The sequence below is a fragment of the Klebsiella ornithinolytica NBRC 105727 = ATCC 31898 genome (assembly GCF_001598295.1).
Taxonomy (GTDB): Bacteria; Pseudomonadota; Gammaproteobacteria; order Enterobacterales; family Enterobacteriaceae; genus Klebsiella; species Klebsiella ornithinolytica.
The window spans coordinates 1-23216 of sequence record NZ_BCYR01000012.1 but is presented as its reverse complement, the minus strand read 5'-3'; the positions used below and the strand labels follow the sequence as shown (position 1 = coordinate 23216).

General features: G+C 53.8%; 22 protein-coding genes. 8 read left to right on the top strand and 14 right to left on the bottom strand.

Annotated features, from left to right (window positions below; all coding sequences use genetic code 11):
- Positions 1–21 precede the first annotated feature (21 nt).
- The 10 genes from atpA to asnC form a co-directional block, all read right to left on the bottom strand.
- Positions 22–1563, bottom strand: a complete 1542-nt coding sequence (gene atpA / locus ROR01S_RS20610; protein WP_004869219.1) for a F0F1 ATP synthase subunit alpha — start codon at positions 1561–1563, stop codon at positions 22–24.
- Between the two features lie 12 nt (positions 1564–1575).
- Positions 1576–2109 (bottom strand): F0F1 ATP synthase subunit delta, encoded by a 534-nt coding sequence (atpH, locus tag ROR01S_RS20605; RefSeq protein WP_004869220.1) that lies wholly within the window; start codon positions 2107–2109, stop codon positions 1576–1578.
- A gap of 14 nt (positions 2110–2123) precedes the next feature.
- The gene (gene atpF, locus ROR01S_RS20600) at positions 2124–2594 is read right to left on the bottom strand and encodes a F0F1 ATP synthase subunit B (RefSeq protein ID WP_004869221.1); all 471 of its coding nucleotides are present in this window, start codon (positions 2592–2594) and stop codon (positions 2124–2126) included.
- A gap of 54 nt (positions 2595–2648) precedes the next feature.
- Positions 2649–2888 (bottom strand): F0F1 ATP synthase subunit C, encoded by a 240-nt coding sequence (gene atpE, locus ROR01S_RS20595; RefSeq protein WP_000429386.1) that lies wholly within the window; start codon positions 2886–2888, stop codon positions 2649–2651.
- 47 nt (positions 2889–2935) lie between these two features.
- Positions 2936–3751, bottom strand: a complete 816-nt coding sequence (gene atpB, locus ROR01S_RS20590) for a F0F1 ATP synthase subunit A (protein WP_004869223.1) — start codon at positions 3749–3751, stop codon at positions 2936–2938.
- An 8-nt stretch (positions 3752–3759) separates the two neighbouring features.
- Complete coding sequence (atpI, locus tag ROR01S_RS20585) at positions 3760–4140, bottom strand: F0F1 ATP synthase subunit I (RefSeq protein WP_004869225.1); 381 nt, start codon at positions 4138–4140, stop codon at positions 3760–3762.
- Between the two features lie 614 nt (positions 4141–4754).
- The gene (gene rsmG, locus ROR01S_RS20580) at positions 4755–5378 is read right to left on the bottom strand and encodes a 16S rRNA (guanine(527)-N(7))-methyltransferase RsmG (RefSeq protein WP_004869227.1); all 624 of its coding nucleotides are present in this window, start codon (positions 5376–5378) and stop codon (positions 4755–4757) included.
- A 115-nt stretch (positions 5379–5493) separates the two neighbouring features.
- The gene (gene mnmG, locus ROR01S_RS20575; protein WP_032718450.1) at positions 5494–7383 is read right to left on the bottom strand and encodes a tRNA uridine-5-carboxymethylaminomethyl(34) synthesis enzyme MnmG; all 1890 of its coding nucleotides are present in this window, start codon (positions 7381–7383) and stop codon (positions 5494–5496) included.
- Positions 7384–7764: 381 nt separating this feature from the next.
- On the bottom strand, positions 7765–8205 hold the full coding sequence (mioC, locus tag ROR01S_RS20570; RefSeq protein ID WP_004869231.1) for an FMN-binding protein MioC: 441 nt from the start codon (positions 8203–8205) through the stop codon (positions 7765–7767).
- A 91-nt stretch (positions 8206–8296) separates the two neighbouring features.
- Entirely contained in the window at positions 8297–8755 is a 459-nt protein-coding gene (gene asnC / locus ROR01S_RS20565; RefSeq protein ID WP_004869233.1) for a transcriptional regulator AsnC, read from the bottom strand.
- A 152-nt stretch (positions 8756–8907) separates the two neighbouring features.
- Here asnC and asnA point away from each other — a divergent pair, with 152 nt between their 5' ends.
- Complete coding sequence (gene asnA / locus ROR01S_RS20560) at positions 8908–9900, top strand: aspartate--ammonia ligase (protein WP_004869235.1); 993 nt, start codon at positions 8908–8910, stop codon at positions 9898–9900.
- A gap of 17 nt (positions 9901–9917) precedes the next feature.
- On the opposite strand, the gene viaA is transcribed toward asnA, so the two are convergent.
- Both viaA and ravA read right to left on the bottom strand, forming a co-directional pair.
- Entirely contained in the window at positions 9918–11366 is a 1449-nt protein-coding gene (gene viaA / locus ROR01S_RS20555; protein WP_004869237.1) for an ATPase RavA stimulator ViaA, read from the bottom strand.
- Positions 11363–12862, bottom strand: a complete 1500-nt coding sequence (gene ravA / locus ROR01S_RS20550; RefSeq protein ID WP_004869239.1) for an ATPase RavA — start codon at positions 12860–12862, stop codon at positions 11363–11365. Before ravA ends, viaA begins: the two co-directional genes overlap by 4 nt.
- 217 nt (positions 12863–13079) lie before the next feature.
- Between ravA and kup the strand changes: the two genes are divergently transcribed.
- The 7 genes from kup to rbsR all read left to right on the top strand — a co-directional run bounded on the left by kup (position 13080) and on the right by rbsR (position 20986).
- Positions 13080–14948: a low affinity potassium transporter Kup gene (gene kup, locus ROR01S_RS20545; protein ID WP_004869240.1), complete on the top strand. Its 1869-nt coding sequence runs from the start codon at positions 13080–13082 to the stop codon at positions 14946–14948.
- Positions 14949–15133: 185 nt separating this feature from the next.
- The gene (rbsD, locus tag ROR01S_RS20540) at positions 15134–15553 is read left to right on the top strand and encodes a D-ribose pyranase (RefSeq protein WP_064359841.1); all 420 of its coding nucleotides are present in this window, start codon (positions 15134–15136) and stop codon (positions 15551–15553) included.
- Positions 15554–15563: 10 nt separating this feature from the next.
- A complete protein-coding gene (gene rbsA, locus ROR01S_RS20535; protein WP_004869243.1) occupies positions 15564–17069 on the top strand; it encodes a ribose ABC transporter ATP-binding protein RbsA in 1506 nt (501 codons plus the stop codon).
- A 5-nt stretch (positions 17070–17074) separates the two neighbouring features.
- Positions 17075–18040, top strand: coding sequence for a ribose ABC transporter permease (rbsC, locus tag ROR01S_RS20530; RefSeq protein WP_004869245.1), 966 nt, complete (start codon positions 17075–17077; stop codon positions 18038–18040).
- A 27-nt stretch (positions 18041–18067) separates the two neighbouring features.
- Positions 18068–18958, top strand: coding sequence for a ribose ABC transporter substrate-binding protein RbsB (gene rbsB / locus ROR01S_RS20525; protein WP_004869247.1), 891 nt, complete (start codon positions 18068–18070; stop codon positions 18956–18958).
- Between the two features lie 102 nt (positions 18959–19060).
- Positions 19061–19990, top strand: coding sequence for a ribokinase (rbsK, locus tag ROR01S_RS20520; protein ID WP_064359840.1), 930 nt, complete (start codon positions 19061–19063; stop codon positions 19988–19990).
- Positions 19991–20002: 12 nt separating this feature from the next.
- Complete coding sequence (rbsR, locus tag ROR01S_RS20515) at positions 20003–20986, top strand: ribose operon transcriptional repressor RbsR (protein WP_004869251.1); 984 nt, start codon at positions 20003–20005, stop codon at positions 20984–20986.
- Here rbsR and mdtD read toward each other — a convergent pair.
- Positions 20983–22380 (bottom strand): multidrug transporter subunit MdtD, encoded by a 1398-nt coding sequence (gene mdtD, locus ROR01S_RS20510; protein ID WP_004869253.1) that lies wholly within the window; start codon positions 22378–22380, stop codon positions 20983–20985. The two genes, rbsR and mdtD, sit on opposite strands and share 4 nt — an antisense overlap.
- 12 nt (positions 22381–22392) lie before the next feature.
- A complete protein-coding gene (locus ROR01S_RS20505) occupies positions 22393–23094 on the bottom strand; it encodes a FadR/GntR family transcriptional regulator (RefSeq protein ID WP_004869256.1) in 702 nt (233 codons plus the stop codon).
- Positions 23095–23216 lie beyond the last annotated feature (122 nt).

Genomic DNA, 23216 nt, shown 5'->3' with positions numbered 1-23216 from the left:
CCTAAGGCAAGCCGCCAGACTTTACCAGGACTGGGTTGCTTTAAAGGAGTCGAGGATGCTTTTCAGCTTGCCTTCGATCTCGTCGTTATAGCCACCGGTCTGGTTAATCTCTTGCATCAGCGGAGCGTGGTCACGGTCAACGTAAGCCAGCAGAGCGGCTTCGAAGCTACCGATTTTCGCCAGTTCCACATCTTCGAGGTAACCGCGTTCAGCAGCAAACAGGACCAGACCCTGCTGTGCTACAGACATAGGTGCATACTGTTTCTGTTTCAGCAGCTCGGTTACTTTCTGACCATGGCTCAGCTGTTTACGGGTTGCTTCATCCAGATCGGATGCGAACTGAGAGAACGCAGCCAGTTCACGATACTGTGCCAGCGCGGTACGGATACCACCGGACAGTTTCTTGATGATCTTGGTCTGAGCAGCACCACCCACACGGGATACGGAGATACCCGGGTTAACCGCAGGACGAATACCGGAGTTAAACAGGTTGGTTTCCAGGAAGATCTGACCATCGGTAATGGAGATTACGTTGGTCGGAACGAACGCAGAAACGTCACCCGCCTGGGTTTCGATAATCGGCAGTGCGGTCAGGGAGCCGGTTTTACCTTTAACTTCACCTTTGGTGAATTTCTCAACGTATTCCGCGTTAACGCGGGATGCGCGCTCCAGCAGACGGGAGTGGAGGTAGAACACGTCGCCCGGGAATGCTTCACGTCCTGGCGGACGACGGAGCAGCAGGGAAACCTGACGGTAAGCAACAGCCTGTTTAGACAGGTCATCGTAAACGATCAGCGCATCTTCACCGCGATCGCGGAAGTATTCGCCCATTGCGCAACCGGCATACGGTGCCAGGTATTGCAGTGCAGCAGATTCAGAAGCGGTCGCCACAACAACGATAGTGTTGGACAGCGCGCCGTGCTCTTCCAGTTTACGTACCACGTTAGAAATGGTGGACGCTTTCTGGCCGATAGCAACGTAGACGCACTTGATACCGGAATCACGTTGGTTGATGATCGCATCGATTGCCATCGCGGTTTTACCGGTCTGACGGTCACCGATGATCAGCTCACGCTGGCCACGGCCGATTGGAATCATGGCATCGACGGATTTATAACCGGTTTGTACCGGCTGATCAACGGACTGACGTTCGATAACGCCCGGAGCGATAACTTCGATTGGCGAGAAGCCATCGTGCTCAACCGGACCTTTACCGTCGATAGGTGCACCCAGGGTGTTCACCACGCGACCCAGCAGGCCACGGCCAACCGGAACTTCAAGGATACGGCCAGTACATTTAACCTTCATGCCTTCGGCGAGGTCAGCGTACGGACCCATGACTACTGCACCTACGGAGTCGCGCTCCAGGTTCAGTGCGATAGCGTAACGGTTACCCGGCAGGGAAATCATCTCACCCTGCATACAATCGGCCAGGCCGTGGATGCGGATAACACCGTCACTGACGGAAACAATAGTACCTTCGTTGTGAGCTTCGCTCACCACATTGAACTGAGCAATGCGCTGCTTGATCAGTTCGCTGATTTCGGTGGAATTCAGTTGCATGCTCCAGTCCCCTTAAGACTGCAAGACGTCTGCAAGGCGATCAAGACGGCCGCGTACGCTACCATCAATGACCATATCACCCGCACGGATGATAACACCTGCCATAACAGACTTATCGATTTTGCAATTCAGCTTAACTTTGCGTGACAGACGTTTTTCCATCGCGCCGACGATCTTCTCAAGCTGTGCTTCACTCAACTGGGAGGCAGAAATAACATCTACCTCTGCGGTTGCCTCACTGGCAGCGCGCAGGTGAATAAATTGCTCAAGAACATCCGGGAGCACTTGCAGACGACCATTTTCAGCCATAACCCGAATCAGGTTCTGGCCATTTTCGTCCAGTTGCTCACCGCATACCGCAATGAACGCGTCAGAGAGCGTTTCCGGCGCCAGAGCACCGGACAGAAGCTCTGCCATTTGTTCGTTTTTGGTCACTTCAGCGGCAAACGCCAGCATATCCTGCCAGCGTTCAACACTTTTGTGTTCGACGGCAAAGTCAAAAGCTGCTTTGGCGTAGGGGCGAGCTACCGTTACAAATTCAGACATCAGCCCCTCCCTCCTTACAGTTCAGCGACAAGTTTGTCCACGATGTCGCTGTTAGCAGCTTCATCCACGGAACGTTCGATGATCTTCTCGGCGCCAGCAACAGCCAGGATTGCGACCTGCTTACGCAGCTCCTCGCGAGCACGTTTACGTTCGGCATCGATTTCAGCCTGCGCCTGTGCGACGATTTTGGTGCGTTCCTGTTCTGCTTCAGCTTTAGCTTCGTCCAGCATCTGAGAGCGACGCTTGTTCGCCTGCTCGATGATGACCTGAGCTTCCGCTTTCGCTTTTTTCAGCTGGTCGGTCGCGTTGGCCTGTGCAAGGTCCAAATCTTTCTTAGCGCGTTCTGCAGAAGCCAAACCGTCAGAAATCTCTTTCTGACGTTTTTCGATGGCAGCCATTAACGGCGGCCATACGTACTTCATGCAGAACCATACGAAAAGAACAAACGCGATGGCCTGGCCGAGGATTGTTGCGTTCATGTTCACAGCACAATACCTCTTAAATTAACTCTGTGGCTTAGGTTTCTTTCGAACAACTTACTACGCGACAGCAAACATCACGTACAGACCCAGACCTACAGCGATCATCGGGATAGCATCCACCAGACCCATAACGATAAAGAACTGAGTACGCAGCAGAGGAATCAGATCCGGTTGACGCGCTGCGCCTTCCAGGAATTTGCCCCCGAGGATGCCGATACCGATCGCAGCACCGATCGCCGCCAGACCCATCATCACAGCGGCAGCCATGTACAGCAGATCCATATTCAGGTTTTCCATGACAGTCTCCAGTTTGTTTCAGTAAAAACGTAGTATGTTGGTAAAAATCAATGCTCTTCAGATGCCATCGACAGATAGACGATCGTCAGAACCATGAAGATGAAGGCTTGCAGCGTAATAATCAGGATGTGGAAAATGGCCCATGGCACATTCAGAACCCACTGTGACCACCACGGCAGCAGACCAGCAATCAGAATGAAAATCAGCTCACCGGCATACATGTTGCCGAACAGTCGCAGACCAAGTGAAACCGGTTTGGACAGCAGGCTTACCCCTTCAAGGATTAAGTTGACAGGAATGAACGCCCAGTGATTGAACGGCTGCAGCGTCAGTTCTTTAACGAACCCACCCACGCCTTTCATTTTGATGCTGTAGAAAAGAATCAGGATAAACACGCCAAGCGCCATCGACAGGGTGATGTTCACGTCAGCAGACGGAACCACGCGCAGTGCAGGCAGGCCGAAAATGTGTTCGCCGATATACGGAATCAGGTCGATTGGCAGCAGGTCCATCAGGTTCATCAGGAATACCCAGACGAACACGGTGAGGGCCAGCGGAGCAATCAGCTTGCTCTTGCCATGATACATGTCTTTGACGCTGCCATGGACGAAGCCAATGGTCATCTCGATAGCCGTCTGGAGTTTACCAGGAACACCGCTGGTCGCTTTTTTCGCAACGCTACGGAAAATGGTAAGGAACAACAGACCGAGCACCACTGAGAAGAACATGGAGTCAATGTTGAGCGTCCAGAAGGTGGCCGGGGGGTTGTGCGGATCCACCAGCGAGAAAGTACGCAGGTCCAGCTGAAGGTTGTTCAGATGGTGGCCTATGTATTCCTGCGGCGTCATATTTTCTGCAGCCATGATGCCTTTTACCCTTTGTTGTTAATTACAGCTGGTGCCAGAATTTGTACCACCAGCACCAAAACCCACGTCACTATCAGCGGCATGAATACCACTTTGAATACGGCCAGCGCCACCGCGAGGAGGGCAAAGGTCAGCAACACCTTGAAAGCTTCGCCGAAGGCGAAGGTCCAGGCCACTCGGCCTTTAGATGGTGTATGCGCCTGATGACGCCAGGCAAAAATCATAAACAACATGTTTGGCAAAACAACCGCCAAACCTCCGCATACTGCGGAGACGCCCCAGAAGGGGTCTTTTAGGCTGAACAGCAGTCCACTTGCTATTACTGCCAGTAACTGAATAAACAGAAGCTTACGAGCAACGTTTCGACTCAAGAGCGACACAGACATCACGTTTTTACTCCTGCTCCCTTCGAGGTATGTCGCGTGTCGTATAAAACGTCCTTTAAGACGAAGAGTCAAGCATCAAAAAGCGGACAAATTATACGGTGACGCCCCGTGATTTCAAACAATAAGTAGCAAAATAGTGAATAAATGTTTAATTATTTTCCAGCAGGCAACTTTTCCTGCATTTTGCCAATCTGTGAGCCGTCATACGAAACTGCAAATACTGAGAAAACACAGAGATTAAAGCGTGCACCAGATCACATATTAAACATTTTAGAGTAAAGCGAATTAATTCCGCTCATAAATTGTCTGTTTTCATCTTTTTGATATTAAAGATAAAAAATGAGCAGTTTTTATAAAACAACCGCGCATACAATGAAAACCTTTTATTGACATTTATAATAAATATTTAACATCTGTATGCCCTGTCAGTTGCTCGATTTTTAGCGTACTGATATTTTCAATGTTGACTATTTTATGGGTTAACCAACCGTTAAAGTTAACTTCGAGATAACCCATAGTAAAAACATGGTTAAAACACGCCGGGAATAGCTCGCAGTGACATTTATTTTTGTAACATGCGGCGGTCTCATTTTTTTCACATTTTTTGATAAAAACTAAATCATTTTTGGCTTAATAACCACCAGGTGACGCTCCCCTTCCAGCTCAGGAACATGCAGCCTGATGATCTCGCTGACGGTGTATCCTTCGGGAAGATTTGCCATTTCATCTTCCTGGGCCACCCCTTTCAACGCATAGAAGCAGCCGGTTTCCGACGGCAGATGATGACACCAGCTGACCATGTCATTCAACGAGGCAAATGCGCGGCTGATGACGCCATCGAACGGCGGCTCAGCGGGGAAATCTTCCACGCGGCTCTGAACCGGGGCGATATTCTCCAGTTTTAACTCATGCTGGACCTGACGAAGAAAACGCACGCGCTTACCGAGGCTGTCCAGCAGCGTGAAATGTGCTTGCGGGAGAACTATCGCCAGCGGGATTCCCGGTAGTCCAGGCCCTGTTCCGACATCGATAAAACGCGTTCCCTGCAGGTACGGCGCAACAACAATGCTATCGAGGATATGGCGAATCAGCATCTCATTCGGATCGCGAACGGAAGTCAGATTGTAGGCTTTGTTCCACTTATCCAGCATGCCAACGTAGGCCACCAGCTGGTTTTTCTGGTGATCGGTGAGCGAAATACCGGCTTCAGCCAGCAGACGAGAGAGTTTGTTGAGCACGTTCAGTACCTGTCCAGAAATAATGAGCCCGGAGGCGATGACGCTTACCGGGCCGGTGAATCAAAAAGGGCGGAGAAGCAGCCTGCTATCCGCCAAATTCCGCCTGTCAGGGCAATCAGGCGCTACGGCGCAGCATCCCCTGCTTTTTCAGCCAGACCAGCAAAATAGAGATCGCCGCTGGCGTGATGCCGGAAATACGCGAAGCCTGACCGATTGAAGACGGTTTGTGATCGTTGAGCTTGGCAATCACCTCATTCGACAACCCGATCACCTGACGATAATCAAGCGTTGCCGGCAGGATCGTATTCTCATTACGCTGCTGTCTTTCGATCTCTTCCTGCTGACGAGCAATATACCCTTCGTATTTCACCTGGATTTCGACCTGTTCTGCGGCCTGCACATCTTCGAGGCCCGGCGCGAACGGCGACAGCTGAACCAGCTGCTCATAGGTCATTTCCGGACGACGGAGTAAATCTTCTCCACTCGCTTCGCGAGAAAGTGGTGCAGTCAGGTGAGCATTCACTTCTTCCGCACTGTCCGCCGCCGGATAAACCCAAGTGGATTTCAGACGCTGACGCTCCAGCTCAATGCTTTCCAGCTTCTCGTTGAAACGCGCCCAGCGTTCATCATCGACCAGACCCAGTTCACGCCCCTGTTCCGTCAGACGCAAATCGGCGTTATCTTCGCGCAGCATCAGACGATATTCGGCGCGTGAAGTAAACATCCGGTACGGTTCTTTGGTCCCCAGAGTACACAGATCGTCGACCAGCACGCCGAGGTAGGCTTCCGAACGCGCCGGCGCCCATCCCTCTTTTTCCGCAGAGAAACGACCGGCGTTCAGACCGGCAAGCAGCCCCTGGGCGGCAGCTTCTTCGTAACCCGTGGTGCCGTTAATCTGTCCGGCAAAGAACAGACCGTGGATATATTTACTTTCCAGCGTCGGCTTCAGATCGCGCGGGTCGAAAAAGTCGTACTCAATAGCGTAGCCTGGACGAACGATTCTGGCGTTCTCCATGCCTTGCATAGAGCGAACAATTTGCATTTGTACGTCAAACGGCAGGCTGGTGGAGATACCGTTTGGATAAATTTCGTTGGATGTCAGCCCTTCTGGCTCGAGGAAGATCTGATGCTGGTTACGATCGGCAAAACGCATCACTTTATCTTCGATCGACGGGCAATAACGCGGTCCGATCCCTTCAATCACCCCGGCATACATTGGGCTACGATCGAGGTTATTACGGATCACGTCGTGGGTTTTCTCGTTGGTATACGTGATATAGCACGGTACCTGCTGCGGATGCTGAGCCACATTGCCCATGAACGAGAAGACCGGCATGGGGTTATCACCATGCTGCGGCGCCAGAACGCTAAAATCGATGGTACGGGCGTCAATACGCGGCGGCGTACCGGTTTTCAGGCGGCTGACGCGCAGCGGCAGCTCACGTAAGCGGCGAGAAAGGGGGATGGACGGCGGATCGCCTGCGCGACCACCGCTGTAATTATCCAGTCCGATATGGATCTTGCCGTCAAGGAAGGTGCCGACGGTCAGGACCACCGCTTTGGCGCGGAATTTCAGACCCATCTGGGTAACGGCACCGACAACCCGATCGTTTTCAACAATCAGATCCTCAACCGCCTGCTGGAAGATCATCAGGTTGGGCTGGTTTTCCAGCGCAGTGCGCACCGCCTGACGATAGAGCACGCGGTCTGCCTGAGCGCGTGTCGCCCGTACCGCCGGGCCTTTGCTGGCGTTTAGTATCCTAAACTGAATGCCTGCCTGGTCGATCGCTTTCGCCATCAGTCCGCCAAGCGCATCCACTTCTTTTACCAGGTGTCCTTTCCCAATGCCGCCAATCGCCGGGTTGCAGCTCATCTGCCCCAACGTGTCGATATTGTGTGTCAAAAGCAGGGTCTGCTGACCCATTCGCGCTGCGGCCATCGCGGCCTCAGTGCCTGCATGACCCCCGCCAATGATGATGACGTCAAAAGGATCCTGATAAAACATGGTGGTATGCCTCGCATAAAGCGGTTTGAAAATGGATTGAAGCCCGGGCCGTGGATTCTACTCAACTTTAGTCGATCGAGAAAGCTCCGGGATCTTGAGTATTAAAAAGAAGATCTTTTATTTAGAGATCTGTTTTATTGTGATCTCTTATTAGGATCGAACCTTTCTGTGGATAAGCCGGATCCGCGTTTTAAGATCAAATGCTTAAGAAGGATCACTATCTGTGAATGATCGGTGATCCTGTTCCGTATAAGCTGGGATCAAAATGAAGGGTTATACACAGGTCAAAAAGCAGCCACTGGTTATACGTTGGATAACTACCGGTTGATCAGAGCTTTTAACTGTAGTTATCCACAGAAGATCGGACGATCTTTACAAAACTTAGAGTAAATCTTTCCAGGATCCGACCCAAATCTCAGCCGGATCCTCCGGAATTTCATGTTCCAGGACATTTATCTTCAGCGTTTCGCCGATCTGTTGGGCACCACATGCCTTCAATGCGCTGTCGATTTTGTCGATGGCGCCGCAAAAGGTGTCGTATTCGCGGCTACCAATACCTACGGCGCCAAAACGAACGGCGGACAGGTCTGCCTGCTTTTCCTGAAGCGCTTCATAGAACGGCAGCAGATTATCAGGGATATCGCCCGCACCATGTGTCGAGGAGATAACTAACCAGATCCCTTCAGCCTGCAGATCCTCGATCAACGGACCGTGCTGGATTTCGGTGCTGTAGCCCGCCTCTTCCAGCTTTTCAGCCAGATGCTCCGCTACATATTCCGCACTGCCCAGGGTACTGCCGCTGATAAGCGTAATGTCTGCCATGATCGTCTGCTCAATTATTCAGAGTGGCACATTGTACGCTGTGTGAGAGCTGGGATCTACCTGTGGAAAATGTGGGATTAAAAAAGCCCGATCACGGGCGGATGGTCCGCATGATCGGGTTCTGCAGGGAGATCAGGGTCTCGGTGGACTGAATTTCATCGATTGTTTGGATCTTGTTGATAAGTACCTGCTGCAGGGCATCGATTGAGCGGCACATCACCTTAATAAAGATGCTGTAGTGCCCGGTGGTGTAGTAGGCCTCGGTAACCTCGTCGAGGCTTTCGAGTTTGGCCAGCGCAGAGGGATAGTCTTTGGCGCTTTTCAAAATGATGCCGATAAAGCAGCAGACGTCGTAACCGAGCTGTTTGGGGTTCACGTCGATACGGGCACCGGTGATGATGCCCGCCTGTTTCATCTTCTCCACACGAACATGAATCGTCCCCGGGCTGACGCCAAACTGTTTGGCCAGTTCAGCATAGGCGGTACGGGCATTGGCCATTAAGGCTTCCAGAATGCCGCGGTCCAGATTGTCGATCTGATAATTTTCCATAGGTTTTTCTTATGATGTTTGATGATTCTTTCTATATTAGCCATATATTTTAATGAATCAAAAGTGAACATAGCTTTTTGTTGTTTGATTATTGAATTGGTGGTCGTTTTTGTTGCTTAATCAATATCAACAGGACGCAGGAGTAATAAAAAATGAAAACCGCATACATCGCAAAACAACGCCAGATTAGTTTCGTTAAGTCTCACTTTTCCCGCCAGCTGGAAGAGAAGCTTGGTCTGATTGAAGTCCAGGCACCTATCTTAAGCCGCGTAGGAGACGGGACTCAGGACAACCTGTCTGGTTGCGAGAAAGCGGTTCAGGTGAAAGTGAAAACACTGCCAGACGCCCAGTTCGAAGTGGTTCATTCACTGGCGAAGTGGAAACGTCAAACCCTGGGACAACACGACTTCAGCGCGGGCGAAGGGCTGTACACGCACATGAAGGCCCTTCGCCCCGATGAAGACCGACTGACCGCCATTCACTCCGTTTACGTCGACCAGTGGGACTGGGAACGCGTGATGGGTGATGATGAACGTCATGTCGGCACATTAAAATCAACCGTAGAGGCTATCTACGCCGGGATCAAAGCGACCGAGGCCGCCGTATGTAAAGAGTTCGGCCTGACGCCGTTCCTGCCGGAACAGATTCAGTTTGTCCATAGCCAGACGCTGCTGAGCCGTTATCCGGATCTCGATGCCAAAGGCCGCGAGCGGGCGATTGCCAAAGAGCTGGGAGCCGTATTCCTGATAGGGATTGGCGGTAAGCTTTCTGATGGTCAGCGTCACGACGTTCGTGCGCCGGATTATGATGACTGGAGTACGTCGGTTGAGGAAGGCTTTAGCGGCCTGAACGGCGATATTCTGGTGTGGAACCCGGTGCTGGAAGACGCTTTCGAGCTCTCCTCTATGGGGATCCGCGTGGATGCCGAGGCCCTGAAGCGCCAGCTGGCGATCACCGGTGATGAGGATCGTCTGAAACTGGAGTGGCACCAGGCGCTGCTGCGCGGTGAAATGCCGCAGACTATTGGCGGCGGCATTGGTCAATCCCGTCTTACCATGCTGCTGCTGCAGCTGGATCATATCGGCCAGGTGCAGTGCGGCGTATGGCCGGCGCAGGTTCGTGAGAGCGTGACTTCGCTCCTTTAATTGCCCGGAGAGATCCGTTAACGCCGCCAGCGTCGCAGCAGGCGGCTACGTAACCCGGTATCAAAGCGCCAGATATGATCGAAGATGCGCATTATGCCGGGTTTGCCATGTACAGACATCGCCACCGCATGAAAGCGATGATGATGCTTGCGCTGTAGCTCCCCCACCTTATTGATCACCTCGTCCGGCAGCCGCTGGGCAATAAAATCGGAAATCACCACCGCATCGGCATCGACCCACTGCGGATTTTGCATTCGCTCAATGATCGAACGGAAACAGCTGGCTAAATCCGTACCGCCGCGAAAACGCTGGCTCAGGAAGCGGATCGCCTGCTCCAGACCCTGCGGGCCCGTCAGCTCGTAATGCACGACTTCACTGGAGAAAAGCATAATAAAGCAGCGGCGATTGTCCGCCAGCGCCACCCGCATTAATGCCAGGCAAAATGCCTTGGCGCACTGTTCGTTGAAACCGCCCATCGAGCCGGAAGTATCGACGCAGACGATAAACGGTCCGCGCGGCTGCTCGTCAACATCTTGTCGGGTCACCGGCCGCTCGGTGATTTTTTCCCGCCAGGCGTCGCCATGTAGCCGATAGGTCAGCAGCTGCTTTTCTACCAGCTTGCGATAGAACTCGAATTCCAGTTCAGTGATCCCCAGCGTCGCCAGCTCCGGCGGCAGCAGGCGCAGGATATCGTCGCTCTGTTGTAGGCCATCAACCTGTTCCGGTACCGTTGCCGGCTCACGCACCAGGCTGCGAAAGGCTTCCATCGGCGCATCCTTTTTCGGTACCGATTTGGCTTCCCGCGAGCGGCCTAACTGTTCAGCCAGCTGCATCAGCTCCGGCTGCTGGCTGAGAAAGTCACCGTAGCGAACGATCAGCTGATAGTCACCGCGCTTCAGCTCACCTGCGCTCATATCCCACAGCCGGCCCGCGGCGTTATCGTTTTCCACCAGCACCGGCTCCAGCTGCCCGCTCAGCGTCATCCTCTCCTGGACTTCGCTCAGCAGCTGATCGCGTTCTTCATCCAGTAGCTGCTGGTTGAGTGTGGTTGCCTGCACCACCAGACTCAGACGCCAGCGCTGTAAAAACAGGGTATGTAGTGCGGGCGTGAAGGTCGCATTGTCATCCACCAGCAGCTGCGCCTGGGCTGCAAACGGCGAGTGCAGCTGATGCAGCTGGCCAAGGATCTGCGGGAGCTGCACGATGAACTGCGAGGTGGAGAGCAGCTGCGATCGCTGATAGTGCTGTACTTCAATATCCAGCTCCGGCGGGATCGGCGTCTCTTTGAGTCGTGCTCTGACGGCTTGCCGCCAGCGCGGAATATCGGCGGCGATAATATTCTTCAGGCGCGGAAATTTTTCGAAGAACACGGCAAGCTGAGGAGAGGCCAGCAGCGCCAGCAGCATCTCCTCGATCATCCCCTCTTCGCTGACTGCCAGCATGACATTCAGCATATCCAGCGTCATGGCTGTCGCGCCTGTTTAATCTGCGTGCCGACGTCCTGCAGGCTGGCTTCAATACGTCCTAGCCAGTCACCGGGAATAAACAGACATTTTTGCTGTTCGCTAAAGCGGTTATGTTGCTGGTGCCACTCGTCATCCAGCGCTTCCAGCTGCTGGCGGATTTCTGCCGGCATGTTTTCTTGCGATTCGCTGCCGGGCAACGAAAGACGGGATCCTTGCAGGCTGACGTCGCGCACAACCAGATGCTGGCTGGCATCGACATCGATATTCAGCTGCTGGGCGAAACCAATGCCATTAAGCTTGCCGCGGATTTCACCGCCTTTTTCCAGCCAGTGCGAAAGCTCTTCGCGGACGAAGGTAATATGAATCACTTCCATATCGTGCAGCTTAAGCGGCTGCTGGAGCAGCAGAGTCAGCGTGGTATCTTTGAGTTCAGACGGTAATTCATAATGCGGCTTACGGCTGAACATCCCGCCGAGGCGCGTGACCTTCAGCGCGGTTTTGTCGCTGTGCTGCTGTTGGATTTGGATGCGTCTTTGGGTTATGGCGCCCAGTTTGGTCAGCATTGCCTGCTGTTGCCAGGCATGGCTGGTCATCAAGGTTTCCAGCTGCTGTGACATCAGATTCATGCTTTCGATATCGTGCCACAGACAATCTTTCAGCAAAATCAGATCGATAGGAGCAATAGTATCCCGGCCGCTGAAGAAGGCGCTGGCCTGCAGCAGACGAATGGCCTTTTTCCAGCGCCGATCCGAGACATAAGGCGAACCCGGTAACGTATCCAGCTGCTGGCGGAGCTGGAAGATAAGCTCAAACACACTATCCGGAAGCTTCACGGCGCTGATATCCTGCTGCCACTGCCGGAACTCTTCGTCGCTGACCTGCAGGCTGGCGGGGACCGGGTTGCTGTTTTCATCCTGCTGGCTTATCAGCATCGAGCGGAAGTTCGTTTTATCCTGAACCTTATCCAGCCATAAACGGATGAGCATACGGTCGTACAGCGCTTCAAGGCTGCTGTCCGCTTCCGGTAATTCGTTTGAGGCCGCCACCAGCAGGCGCATGGGGATTTTTTCTTCTTTCGCCCCGTTGCGGAAATGACGTTCGTTGATTGCCGTCAGTAAGGTGTTGAGGATAGCCGGCCCGGCTTTCCAGATTTCATCGAGGAAGACAATTTCGGCTTCCGGAAGATAGCCTGTCGTCAGGCGCTCGTAGCGTCCTTCATCCTTCAGCGCCTGGATGGAGAGTGGACCAAAAACCTCTTCCGGAGTGGAAAAGCGGGTCATCAGGTATTCAAAGGCGCGGGCTTGCTGAAAGGCAAATTTGAGGCGGCGGGCGATCAGGCTTTTAGCGATGCCCGGCGGACCGAGTAAAAAAACGCTTTCGCCGCTGAGTGCGGCAAGCAGGCAGAGTCGTATCGCGTGACTGCGTTCGAACAAACCTTTTTCGAGGGAGGCGCTGAGCCGGGAAATTCTTTCTGCCAGTAAATGTGATTGAGCCATAATTGAGTTGCGTGCTTTTTCATGTGTCGTTATTGATCCGAGTATAGATGTTTGATTAGGGATGGTAATAGCCTGAAGAATCGATTTATTTTCTTTGAGTCAGGTTAATATGATGTTCGTTAGGGGTACGATTCAGCAAATAATCGTGCATACTGTGCGCTTTTTGTGGGCCAAGGGACTAGGCACACATTTGTTTTATAAACGAAAAGACTAGTCTATGAGCACTGATAATAAGCAATCGTTGCCAGCAATAACGCTGGCGGCTATCGGCGTGGTATACGGAGATATCGGTACCAGTCCGCTGTATACACTTCGGGAATGTCTGTCTGGTCAGTTTGGGTTTGGCGTTGAACGTGATGCTGTTTTTGGCTTTCTGTCGCTAATATTCTGGCTATTGATCTTTACCGTATCACTCAAATATATCACCTTCGTCATGCGCGCAGATAACGCCGGTGAAGGGGGGATCCTGACGCTGATGTCGCTGGCGGGCCGCAATACGTCCGCGCGAATGACGTCGGTTCTGGTTATTCTTGGCCTGATCGGCGGCAGCTTCTTCTATGGCGAAGTGGTGATTACGCCGGCGATTTCGGTCATGTCGGCTATTGAAGGGCTGGAAATTATCGCCCCTAATCTGGATACCTGGATTGTCCCCATCTCCATTATCGTGCTGACGCTGCTGTTTGCTATCCAGAAGCACGGCACCAGTATGGTCGGCAAGCTGTTCGCGCCGATTATGCTGATTTGGTTCCTGCTGCTGGCGGTACTGGGCGCGCGCAGCATTATCGCCAACCCGGAAGTGCTGCAGGCGCTAAACCCTTACTGGGCGGTTCATTTCTTCCTTGAATATAAAACCGTCTCTTTTGTTGCGCTGGGCGCGGTGGTGCTGTCCATTACCGGTGTTGAAGCGCTGTATGCGGATATGGGGCACTTTGGCAAACTTCCGATTCGCCTGGCCTGGTTCTCGGTGGTACTGCCCTCGCTGGTGCTGAACTACTTCGGTCAGGGAGCGCTGCTGTTGCAGCACCCGGAGGCGATCAAAAACCCCTTCTTCCTGCTGGCCCCTGAATGGGCGCTGATTCCGATGCTGATCATTGCGGCGCTGGCGACGGTTATCGCCTCGCAGGCGGTAATTTCCGGCGTCTTCTCGCTGACTCGCCAGGCGGTTCGTCTGGGATATCTGTCGCCGATGCGGATTATTCATACCTCGGAAATGGAGTCCGGACAGATCTATATTCCGTTCATCAACTGGCTGCTGTATGTCTCGGTGGTGATCGTGATTATCAACTTCGAGCACTCTTCGAACCTGGCGGCGGCGTACGGGATCGCGGTAACGGGAACCATGGTGTTGACCACGATTCTCTTCACTACGGTCGCGCGTAAAAACTGGCGCTGGAATAAGTTCGTTGTCGCGCTGCTCCTGATCGCCTTTATGAGCATTGATTTTCCGCTGTTCTCGGCCAACCTCGATAAGATTGTTTCCGGCGGCTGGCTGCCGTTAACCCTGGGTCTGGTGATGTTCACCGTGATGACGACCTGGAAAAGCGAGCGTTTCCGTCTGCTGCGTCGGATGCATGAACACGGTAACTCTCTGGAAGCGATGATCTCTTCCCTGGAGAAATCACCGCCGGTTCGCGTGCCGGGGACTGCCGTATATATGTCCCGTGCGCTGAACGTGATTCCGTTTGCCCTGCTGCATAACCTGAAGCACAACAAGGTGCTGCATGAACGCGTGATTCTGCTGACGCTGCGTACTGAAGATGCGCCTTATGTGCATAACGTCCGCCGGGTGCAGATTGAGCAAATCTCACCGTCGTTCTGGCGCGTGGTGGCCAGCTACGGCTGGCGCGAAACGCCAAACGTGGAAGAGGTGTTCCACCGCTGCGGGCTGGAAGGCCTGAGCTGCCGGATGATGGAAACCTCCTTCTTTATGTCGCATGAATCGCTGATTATCGGCAAACGGCCATGGTATCTGCGTTTGCGCGGAAAACTGTACCTCCTGCTGCAGCGTAACGCCCTGAGGGCGCCGGACCAGTTTGAAATCCCGCCAAACCGGGTGATTGAACTCGGTACCCAGGTCGAAATCTGATGCTCTGAAGCCCTTCCACGTGAAGGGCTTTTTTTGGTTTTTTGCCCCGCTTCACTTTTCCTTCCCGGCGTTTGCGAAACGTTTCGATGGCGATCACATTTCTCTCTTCTGGTGATGGTTTTTCGCGCGTGTATTGACAATACTTGCGACAGCGAAACGTTTCGCTAATGGAGCAAAAGAGAAAAATGAAAAAAGGCGCCGTACTTAACGCTGATATTTCTTCGGTTATCTCCCGCCTGGGTCATACCGATACGCTGGTGGTCTGCGATGCCGGTTTACCGGTTCCCCGCAGCAGCGCGCGCATCGATATGGCATTAACCCAGGGCGTTCCCTCCTTTATGCAGGTTCTGGAGGTGGTGACGGCGGAAATGCAGGTTGAGGCGGCGATCCTGGCGGAAGAGATAAAAACTCATAATCCGCAGCTCCATACGACGTTGCTCACTCACCTTGAGCTGCTGCAGCAACACCAGGGAAACACCATTGAAATTCGTTACACCAGTCATGAGCAGTTTAAAAAACAAACCGCAGATAGTCAGGCGGTGATTCGCAGCGGGGAGTGTTCCCCGTATGCGAACGTTATTCTCTGTGCCGGCGTGACGTTCTGAGGTCGCCGATATGGAAGCCTTATTGCAATTAAAAGGGATCGATAAAGCGTTCCCTGGCGTTAAGGCGCTCTCCGGCGCCTCGCTCAATGTCTATGCTGGCCGCGTGATGGCGCTGGTCGGCGAAAACGGCGCCGGCAAATCCACCATGATGAAGGTGCTGACCGGGATCTATACCCGCGATGCCGGCTCGCTGTTGTGGCTCGGCAAAGAGATCACCTTCAACGGACCGAAATCCTCCCAGGAAGCCGGTATCGGCATTATTCACCAGGAACTCAATCTGATCCCACAGCTGACGATCGCGGAAAACATTTTTCTCGGTCGTGAGTTCGTGAACCGGTTTGGCAAAATCGACTGGAAAACAATGTATGCCGAAGCCGACAAACTGCTGGCAAAGCTGAATTTACGCTTTAACAGCCAGAAGCTGGTGGGCGATCTGTCGATTGGCGATCAGCAGATGGTTGAAATCGCCAAGGTGCTGAGCTTTGAGTCGAAGGTCATCATTATGGATGAACCAACGGACGCATTGACCGATACCGAAACGGAATCTCTGTTCCGCGTCATCCGCGAGCTGAAAGCGCAGGGGCGCGGAATTGTCTATATCTCTCACCGTATGAAAGAGATCTTCGAGATTTGCGATGATGTGACGGTCTTTCGCGACGGGCAGTTTATCGCCGAGCGCGAGGTAGCCAGTCTGAATGAAGATCTGCTGATCGAAATGATGGTTGGCCGCAAGCTGGAAGATCAGTACCCGCACCTGGATAAAGCGCCCGGTACGGTTCGTCTGAAGGTGGACAATCTGTGCGGACCGGGCGTTGAAAATGTGACCTTTTCCCTTCGTCAGGGCGAAATTCTCGGCGTCGCCGGGCTGATGGGGGCCGGACGCACGGAGTTGATGAAGGTGCTGTACGGCGCGCTGCCGCGCACCAGCGGTTCCGTCACGCTCGACGGCCATGAAGTGGTGACCCGTTCCCCTCAGGATGGTCTGGCAAACGGGATTGTCTATATTTCCGAAGACCGCAAGCGCGATGGCTTAGTGCTCGGTATGTCGGTGAAAGAAAACATGTCGTTAACGGCACTGCGCTATTTCAGCCATGCTGGTGGCCGCCTGAAACACAAAGATGAGCAGCAGGCGGTGAGCGATTTTATCCGCCTGTTCAATGTGAAAACGCCGTCAATGGAACAGGCAATAGGTCTGCTCTCCGGCGGTAACCAGCAAAAAGTGGCCATCGCCCGCGGGCTGATGACGCGGCCGAAGGTGCTGATCCTTGATGAACCGACCCGCGGCGTGGACGTGGGGGCGAAGAAAGAGATCTATCAGCTGATCAACCAGTTTAAAGCCGATGGTCTGAGCATCATTCTGGTCTCTTCGGAGATGCCGGAAGTGCTGGGCATGAGCGATCGCATCATCGTGATGCATGAAGGGCATCTCGGCGGTGAGTTCACACGCGAGCAGGCCACCCAGGAAGTATTGATGGCTGCCGCTGTGGGCAAGCTTAACCGTGTGAATCAGGAGTAAAAAAGATGACAACCCAGGCTGTTACTGGTCGCCGCTATTTCACAAAAGCATGGCTGATGGAGCAAAAGTCGTTGATTGCCCTGCTGGTGCTGATAGCGATTGTTTCGACCATGAGCCCCAACTTTTTTACCGTTAATAACCTCTTCAATATTCTGCAGCAGACGTCGGTCAACGCCATTATGGCCGTCGGAATGACGCTGGTCATTCTGACCTCGGGGATCGACCTGTCCGTCGGCTCCCTGCTGGCGCTGACCGGCGCGGTTGCGGCATCGATTGTGGGGCTGGAGGTTAATGCGCTGGTGGCGATTGCCGCGGCGCTTGCTTTAGGCGCGGCAATTGGCGCAGTGACCGGCGTGATTGTGGCGAAAGGGCGTGTTCAGGCCTTTATCGCTACCCTGGTGATGATGTTGCTCCTGCGCGGGGTGACGATGGTCTACACCAACGGTAGTCCGGTGAACACCGGGTTTACTGATAACGCCGACCTGTTTGGCTGGTTTGGTATCGGGCGCCCGTTAGGGGTTCCGACGCCGGTGTGGATTATGGCAATCGTCTTTCTGGCGGCCTGGTACATGCTGCACCATACGCGGCTGGGTCGTTATATTTATGCGCTGGGCGGTAACGAGGCGGCAACTCGCTTATCCGGCATCAGCGTCAATAAAGTAAAAATCATCGTCTATTCGTTATGCGGCCTGCTGGCTTCGCTGGCGGGGATTATCGAAGTGGCGCGTCTCTCTTCCGCGCAGCCGACGGCGGGGACCGGCTATGAACTGGATGCTATCGCGGCGGTCGTGCTCGGCGGCACCAGTCTGGCGGGTGGTAAAGGCCGTATTGTCGGTACCTTGATTGGTGCGTTGATCCTTGGCTTCCTGAACAACGGTTTGAATCTATTAGGCGTTTCATCCTATTACCAGATGATCGTGAAAGCGGTGGTAATTTTGCTGGCGGTGCTGGTAGACAACAAAAAGCAGTAACTAAGAACTCTACAGGACATCTTAACTATGAATATGAAAAAACTGGCGACCCTGGTCTCTGCTGTGGCTCTCAGCGCAACCGTCAGCGCCAACGCGATGGCCAAAGACACTATCGCCCTGGTGATCTCTACTCTGAATAACCCGTTCTTTGTTTCTCTGAAAGAGGGGGCGCAGAAAGAAGCTGACAAACTGGGTTACAACCTTGTCGTACTGGATTCGCAGAACAACCCGGCGAAAGAGCTGGCGAACGTGCAGGATTTAACGGTACGTGGCGCGAAGCTGCTACTGATTAACCCTACCGATTCTGATGCAGTAGGTAACGCCGTGAAGATGGCTAACCAGGCGAAGATCCCGGTGATTACCCTCGACCGTCAGGCTTCGAAAGGCGACGTTGTCAGCCATATCGCGTCTGATAACGTGCTGGGCGGTAAGATGGCCGGCGACTACATTGCGAAGAAAGCCGGTGAAGGCGCGAAAGTGATTGAACTGCAGGGTATTGCAGGGACCTCCGCGGCTCGTGAACGTGGTGAGGGCTTTAAGCAGGCCGTTGCCGCGCACAAATTCAATGTGCTGGCCAGCCAGCCGGCGGACTTCGACCGGACCAAAGGTCTGAACGTCATGCAGAACCTGCTGACCGCCCATCCTGATGTGAAAGCGGTATTTGCGCAGAACGATGAAATGGCGCTGGGTGCGCTGCGCGCACTACAAACGGCAGGCAAATCCGATGTGATGGTGGTTGGATTTGACGGTACTCCGGATGGCGAAAAAGCCGTAAATAGTGGCAAACTGGCAGCGACCATCGCTCAGTTGCCAGAGCAGATCGGCGTGAAAGGCGTGGAGACTGCTGATAAAGTGCTGAAGGGTGAGAAAGTGGATGCCAGCTATCCGGTTGAGCTGAAGCTGGTCATTAAGCAGTAATATGCGATTCGGCTCGGAAACGATCCGAGGGACAATATAAAAAAGAAAAGCAGGGCATGCGCCACCGGAGTCCGGTGGCGCGCTTTCCCGGGAACAGAAATAATGAAAACCGCAGGCAAACTTGTCGTCCTTGGCAGCATCAATGCCGATCACATTCTTAACCTTGAATCTTTCCCGATGCCGGGCGAAACCGTCACCGGTCATCATTATCAGGTGGCTTTCGGCGGTAAAGGGGCTAACCAGGCCGTCGCCGCCGGGCGAAGCGGCGCGGATATTGCGTTTATTGCCTGTACCGGTGATGACGATATCGGCGAACGCGTTCGCCGCCAGCTGGAGCGCGATCGTATCGATGTTGCGCCGGTGCGTGCGGTCAACGCTCAATCGACCGGCGTGGCGCTGATTTTTGTTAACGCCGAAGGTGAGAATGTCATCGGTATTCATGCCGGAGCTAACGCCGCGCTCTCTGTCGAGCAGGTTGAGGCGGAAAAAGCGCGTATTGCGGGTGCTCAGGCGCTGCTGATGCAGCTGGAGTCACCGCTGGAAAGCGTGCTGGCGGCGGCAAAAATCGCCCATCAGCATCAGACCACCGTTGTGCTCAACCCGGCACCGGCGCGCGACCTGCCAGATGAGTTGCTTTCGCTGATAGATATTATTACGCCTAACGAAACCGAAGCAGAGAAGCTGACCGGCATCCGCGTTGAAAACGATGACGATGCGGCTAAAGCTGCCCGTGTGCTGCATGAAAAAGGCATTGGTATCGTGATGATTACGCTTGGCAGCCGGGGAGTATGGGTCAGCCATGACGGTCAAGGCCGTCGGGTTCCCGGTTTTAAAGTTCAGGCCGTCGATACCATTGCCGCTGGCGATACCTTTAATGGCGCCTTTGTGACGGCCTTACTGGAAGGAACCGCGCTGGACGAAGCGATCCGTTTTGCCCATGCCGCGGCAGCGATTGCCGTTACCCGCAAAGGTGCACAGCCTTCCGTACCATGGCGCGAAGAAATCGACGAGTTTTTACGTCAACAGGGGTAACGTTTGGCTACCATGAAGGATGTAGCCCGCGAGGCGGGCGTTTCCACTTCAACAGTTTCTCACGTCATTAATAAAGATCGCTTCGTCAGCGAGGCGATTACCGCCAAAGTTGATGCGGCGATTAAAAACCTTAACTATGCGCCGTCTGCGCTGGCGCGTAGCCTCAAATTAAACCAGACCCGGACCATTGGCATGCTGATCACCGCCAGTACCAATCCGTTTTATTCGGAACTGGTGCGCGGCGTGGAGCGCAGCTGTTTTGAGCGTGGTTATAGTCTGGTGCTGTGTAATACCGAAGGCGATGAGCAGCGTATGAACCGCAATCTTGAGACGCTGATGCAAAAACGCGTCGACGGTCTGCTGCTGCTGTGTACCGAAACGCATCAACCTTCACCGGAAATTATGCAGCGCTACCCGTCAGTCCCTACGGTGATGATGGACTGGGCGCCGTTCGACGGCGATAGCGATCTGATTCAGGACAATTCGCTGCTGGGCGGCGATATGGCAACCCAATATCTGATTGATAAAGGATATACCCGCGTGGCCTGCATTGCCGGGCCGCTGGATAAAACGCCGTCGCGCCTGCGCCTGGAGGGATATCACGCGGCAATGGCGCGCGCCGGGCTTCCGGTGATGGAAGGTTATGTCATTACCAGTGATTTCGAATTTGGCGGCGGATTTAGCGCTATGCAAAAGCTGCTCGCCTTACCCGAGCGGCCGCAGGCGGTGTTCGTCGGCAACGACGCGATGGCCGTTGGGGCCTATCAATCGCTGTATCAGGCCGGGTTACGAATTCCGCAGGATATGGCGCTGGTGGGGTATGACGATATCGAACTGGCGCGCTATATGACGCCGCCGCTGACCACTATCCATCAGCCGAAAGATGAACTGGGCGAACTGGCCATCGATGTGCTGATTCATCGCATGGCCGATCCGGGTCAGAAGCAGCAGCGCGTTCAGCTCACCCCGGAACTGGTCGTTCGCGGCTCCGTCTAACGCTTGTGCCGCTCCTTAATCAGGTTGCGGCCGTCTTTCGCTCTTAACAGCATAAATGTCAGCGCCGAAACCACGGTAATCGCCCCCATCGTAATAAAGGTATAGTGGAACTGCTCAACGGTACTGGCGCTGTCGAACCCTTCATAAAAACGTAGCACTGCGGCGCTAATGGCGACGCCGAGGCTAATGGATAGCTGCTGCGTCACGGCCAGCAGGCTATTGCCGCTGCTGGCGTTATCATCGGTCAAATCGGCCAGCGTGATGGTATTCATCGATGTGAACTGGGTAGACATCGCCATCCCCAGCACAAACAGCGGTAGCAAGAGCATCCAGACAGGCATTGCCGGAGACTGGAATGAGAACTGGGCAATCATCAGTCCGATAAAAATGGTGACGCCGACCAGGGTTTTCCGATAGCCGAGCCAGCGTAAAATCTGCGTCACGGTCGATTTCGCGATAATCGACCCGATGGCGGTGGGGGCTATCATGCAGCCTGCGACGATCGCCGGATAGCCAAAACCGACCTGCAACATCAAGGGCATCAGAAACGGCACGCAGCCTGTTCCCAGACGCGTCGCCAGATTACCGGCAATACCGACCGAAAAGGTGCGCGTTTTAAATAAAGAAAGCGAGATCAGCGGAGTCGGGTGGCGGCGTGCGTGGCGGATATAGGCCAGCAGCAGGATGACGCTGAGGGCAATGACCGAAAGGGCTATCCAGGTTGCGACGATTTTCTCGCCAAACAGTTCGATGCCGCTGGAAAACAGTACCAGGCTCAATCCAAACAGCAGAAAACCGGTGGTATCGAAACGCCGGCGCGGGGTGGTGAAATCCGGCATATATTTGCGCGCGTAAAGTATCCCGATAATGCCGATAGGAATATTAATGAGGAAAATCCAGTGCCAGCTGGCCCAGGTAACCAGCACGCCGCCGAGCACCGGCCCAAGAATAGGGCCAACAAGGCCGGGCATAGTGACGAAGTTCAGTACGGGGAGCAGTTCGCTGCGCGGGTAGGCTCTTAATAATGCCAGGCGCGCCACCGGCATCATCATGGCGCCGCCTATCCCCTGAATCACGCGAAAGATAACCAGCTCCATTAATGAACTGGAGAGGGCGCAGGCCAGTGATCCGAGCGTAAACAGGCCGACGGCAATGATAAACACCTTACGGGTGCCGAAGCGGTCAGCTAACCAGCCGCTGACCGGGATAAGCATAGCGACCGTTAATGTGTAGCTGATGATGGCGGACTGCATGGCCAGCGGTGAACGGTTAAGGCTATGCGCAATGGCGGGAAGGGCGGTGTTGAGAATGGTGGCATCCAGCGCCTGCATAAAAAAAGCCATGGCTGCAATCCACGGCAGTCCGGCCATACTGCGCCCTTTTTTTTCGCTCATGCGGAACCCTTGTTACTTGCCTGAATGGTTTGGTGCGCTCAATAACGTCTGGCAGGCGCTTAGCGCGCGCGGGCCATCGCTATCCTGGATAGCGTCGACAATGGCCTGGTGGAGATCCAGCTTAACCACTTCGTTCTGAGTAATAGAGGTGAAATAGGTGTGGTAGACCGAATGAAACAGAGATGCGAAAGCGATCAGGAACGGATTTCCGCTCATTTCATAGATGTGCTCATGCCAGGCCATATCGACTTCTATCCAGCGTTCGCGCAGAAAGCGTTTTTTTAACTGGCCCATCTCTTCCATTAAGGTATTGAGCTCGGCCTTTTGCTCCGCGTTACCGAAGGTGGCTGCCAGAAAACAGGCCTGAGGCTCCAGGCTACTGCGCATAACCAGGAAATGGCTCACCACCTCTTCAAAGTTATCTTCCGTTAACCACCATGAGAGCAGCTCCTTGTCGAGGAAGTTCCAGCTACTGCGTGGCATGACTCGGGTGCCGATACGCGGGCGCGGCAACAGCATCCCTTTGGCGGTAAGCGTCTTAACCGCTTCGCGTACCGCGGTGCGACTCACGCCAAACTGTTCCCCCAATTCCATTTCGCCTGGAAGAATACTTTCCGGCGGGTATTCGCCGGTCAGGATTTTTTGAGCCAGTTTCTCTGCTAATACCCAGGAGATGTTCTTTTGTGCCGCCAGTTGCTGTGCGCTTAAAGACATATATGCCGTTCCTTTCTCTTTTTATCTGTATCAGTATGCCATCTGGTGGACTATTTCGTTGGTTAAAACAGCAAAACGCTGATTTTTTGCCACGTCACGGGCTGATTTGGTGAAAAAAGAGA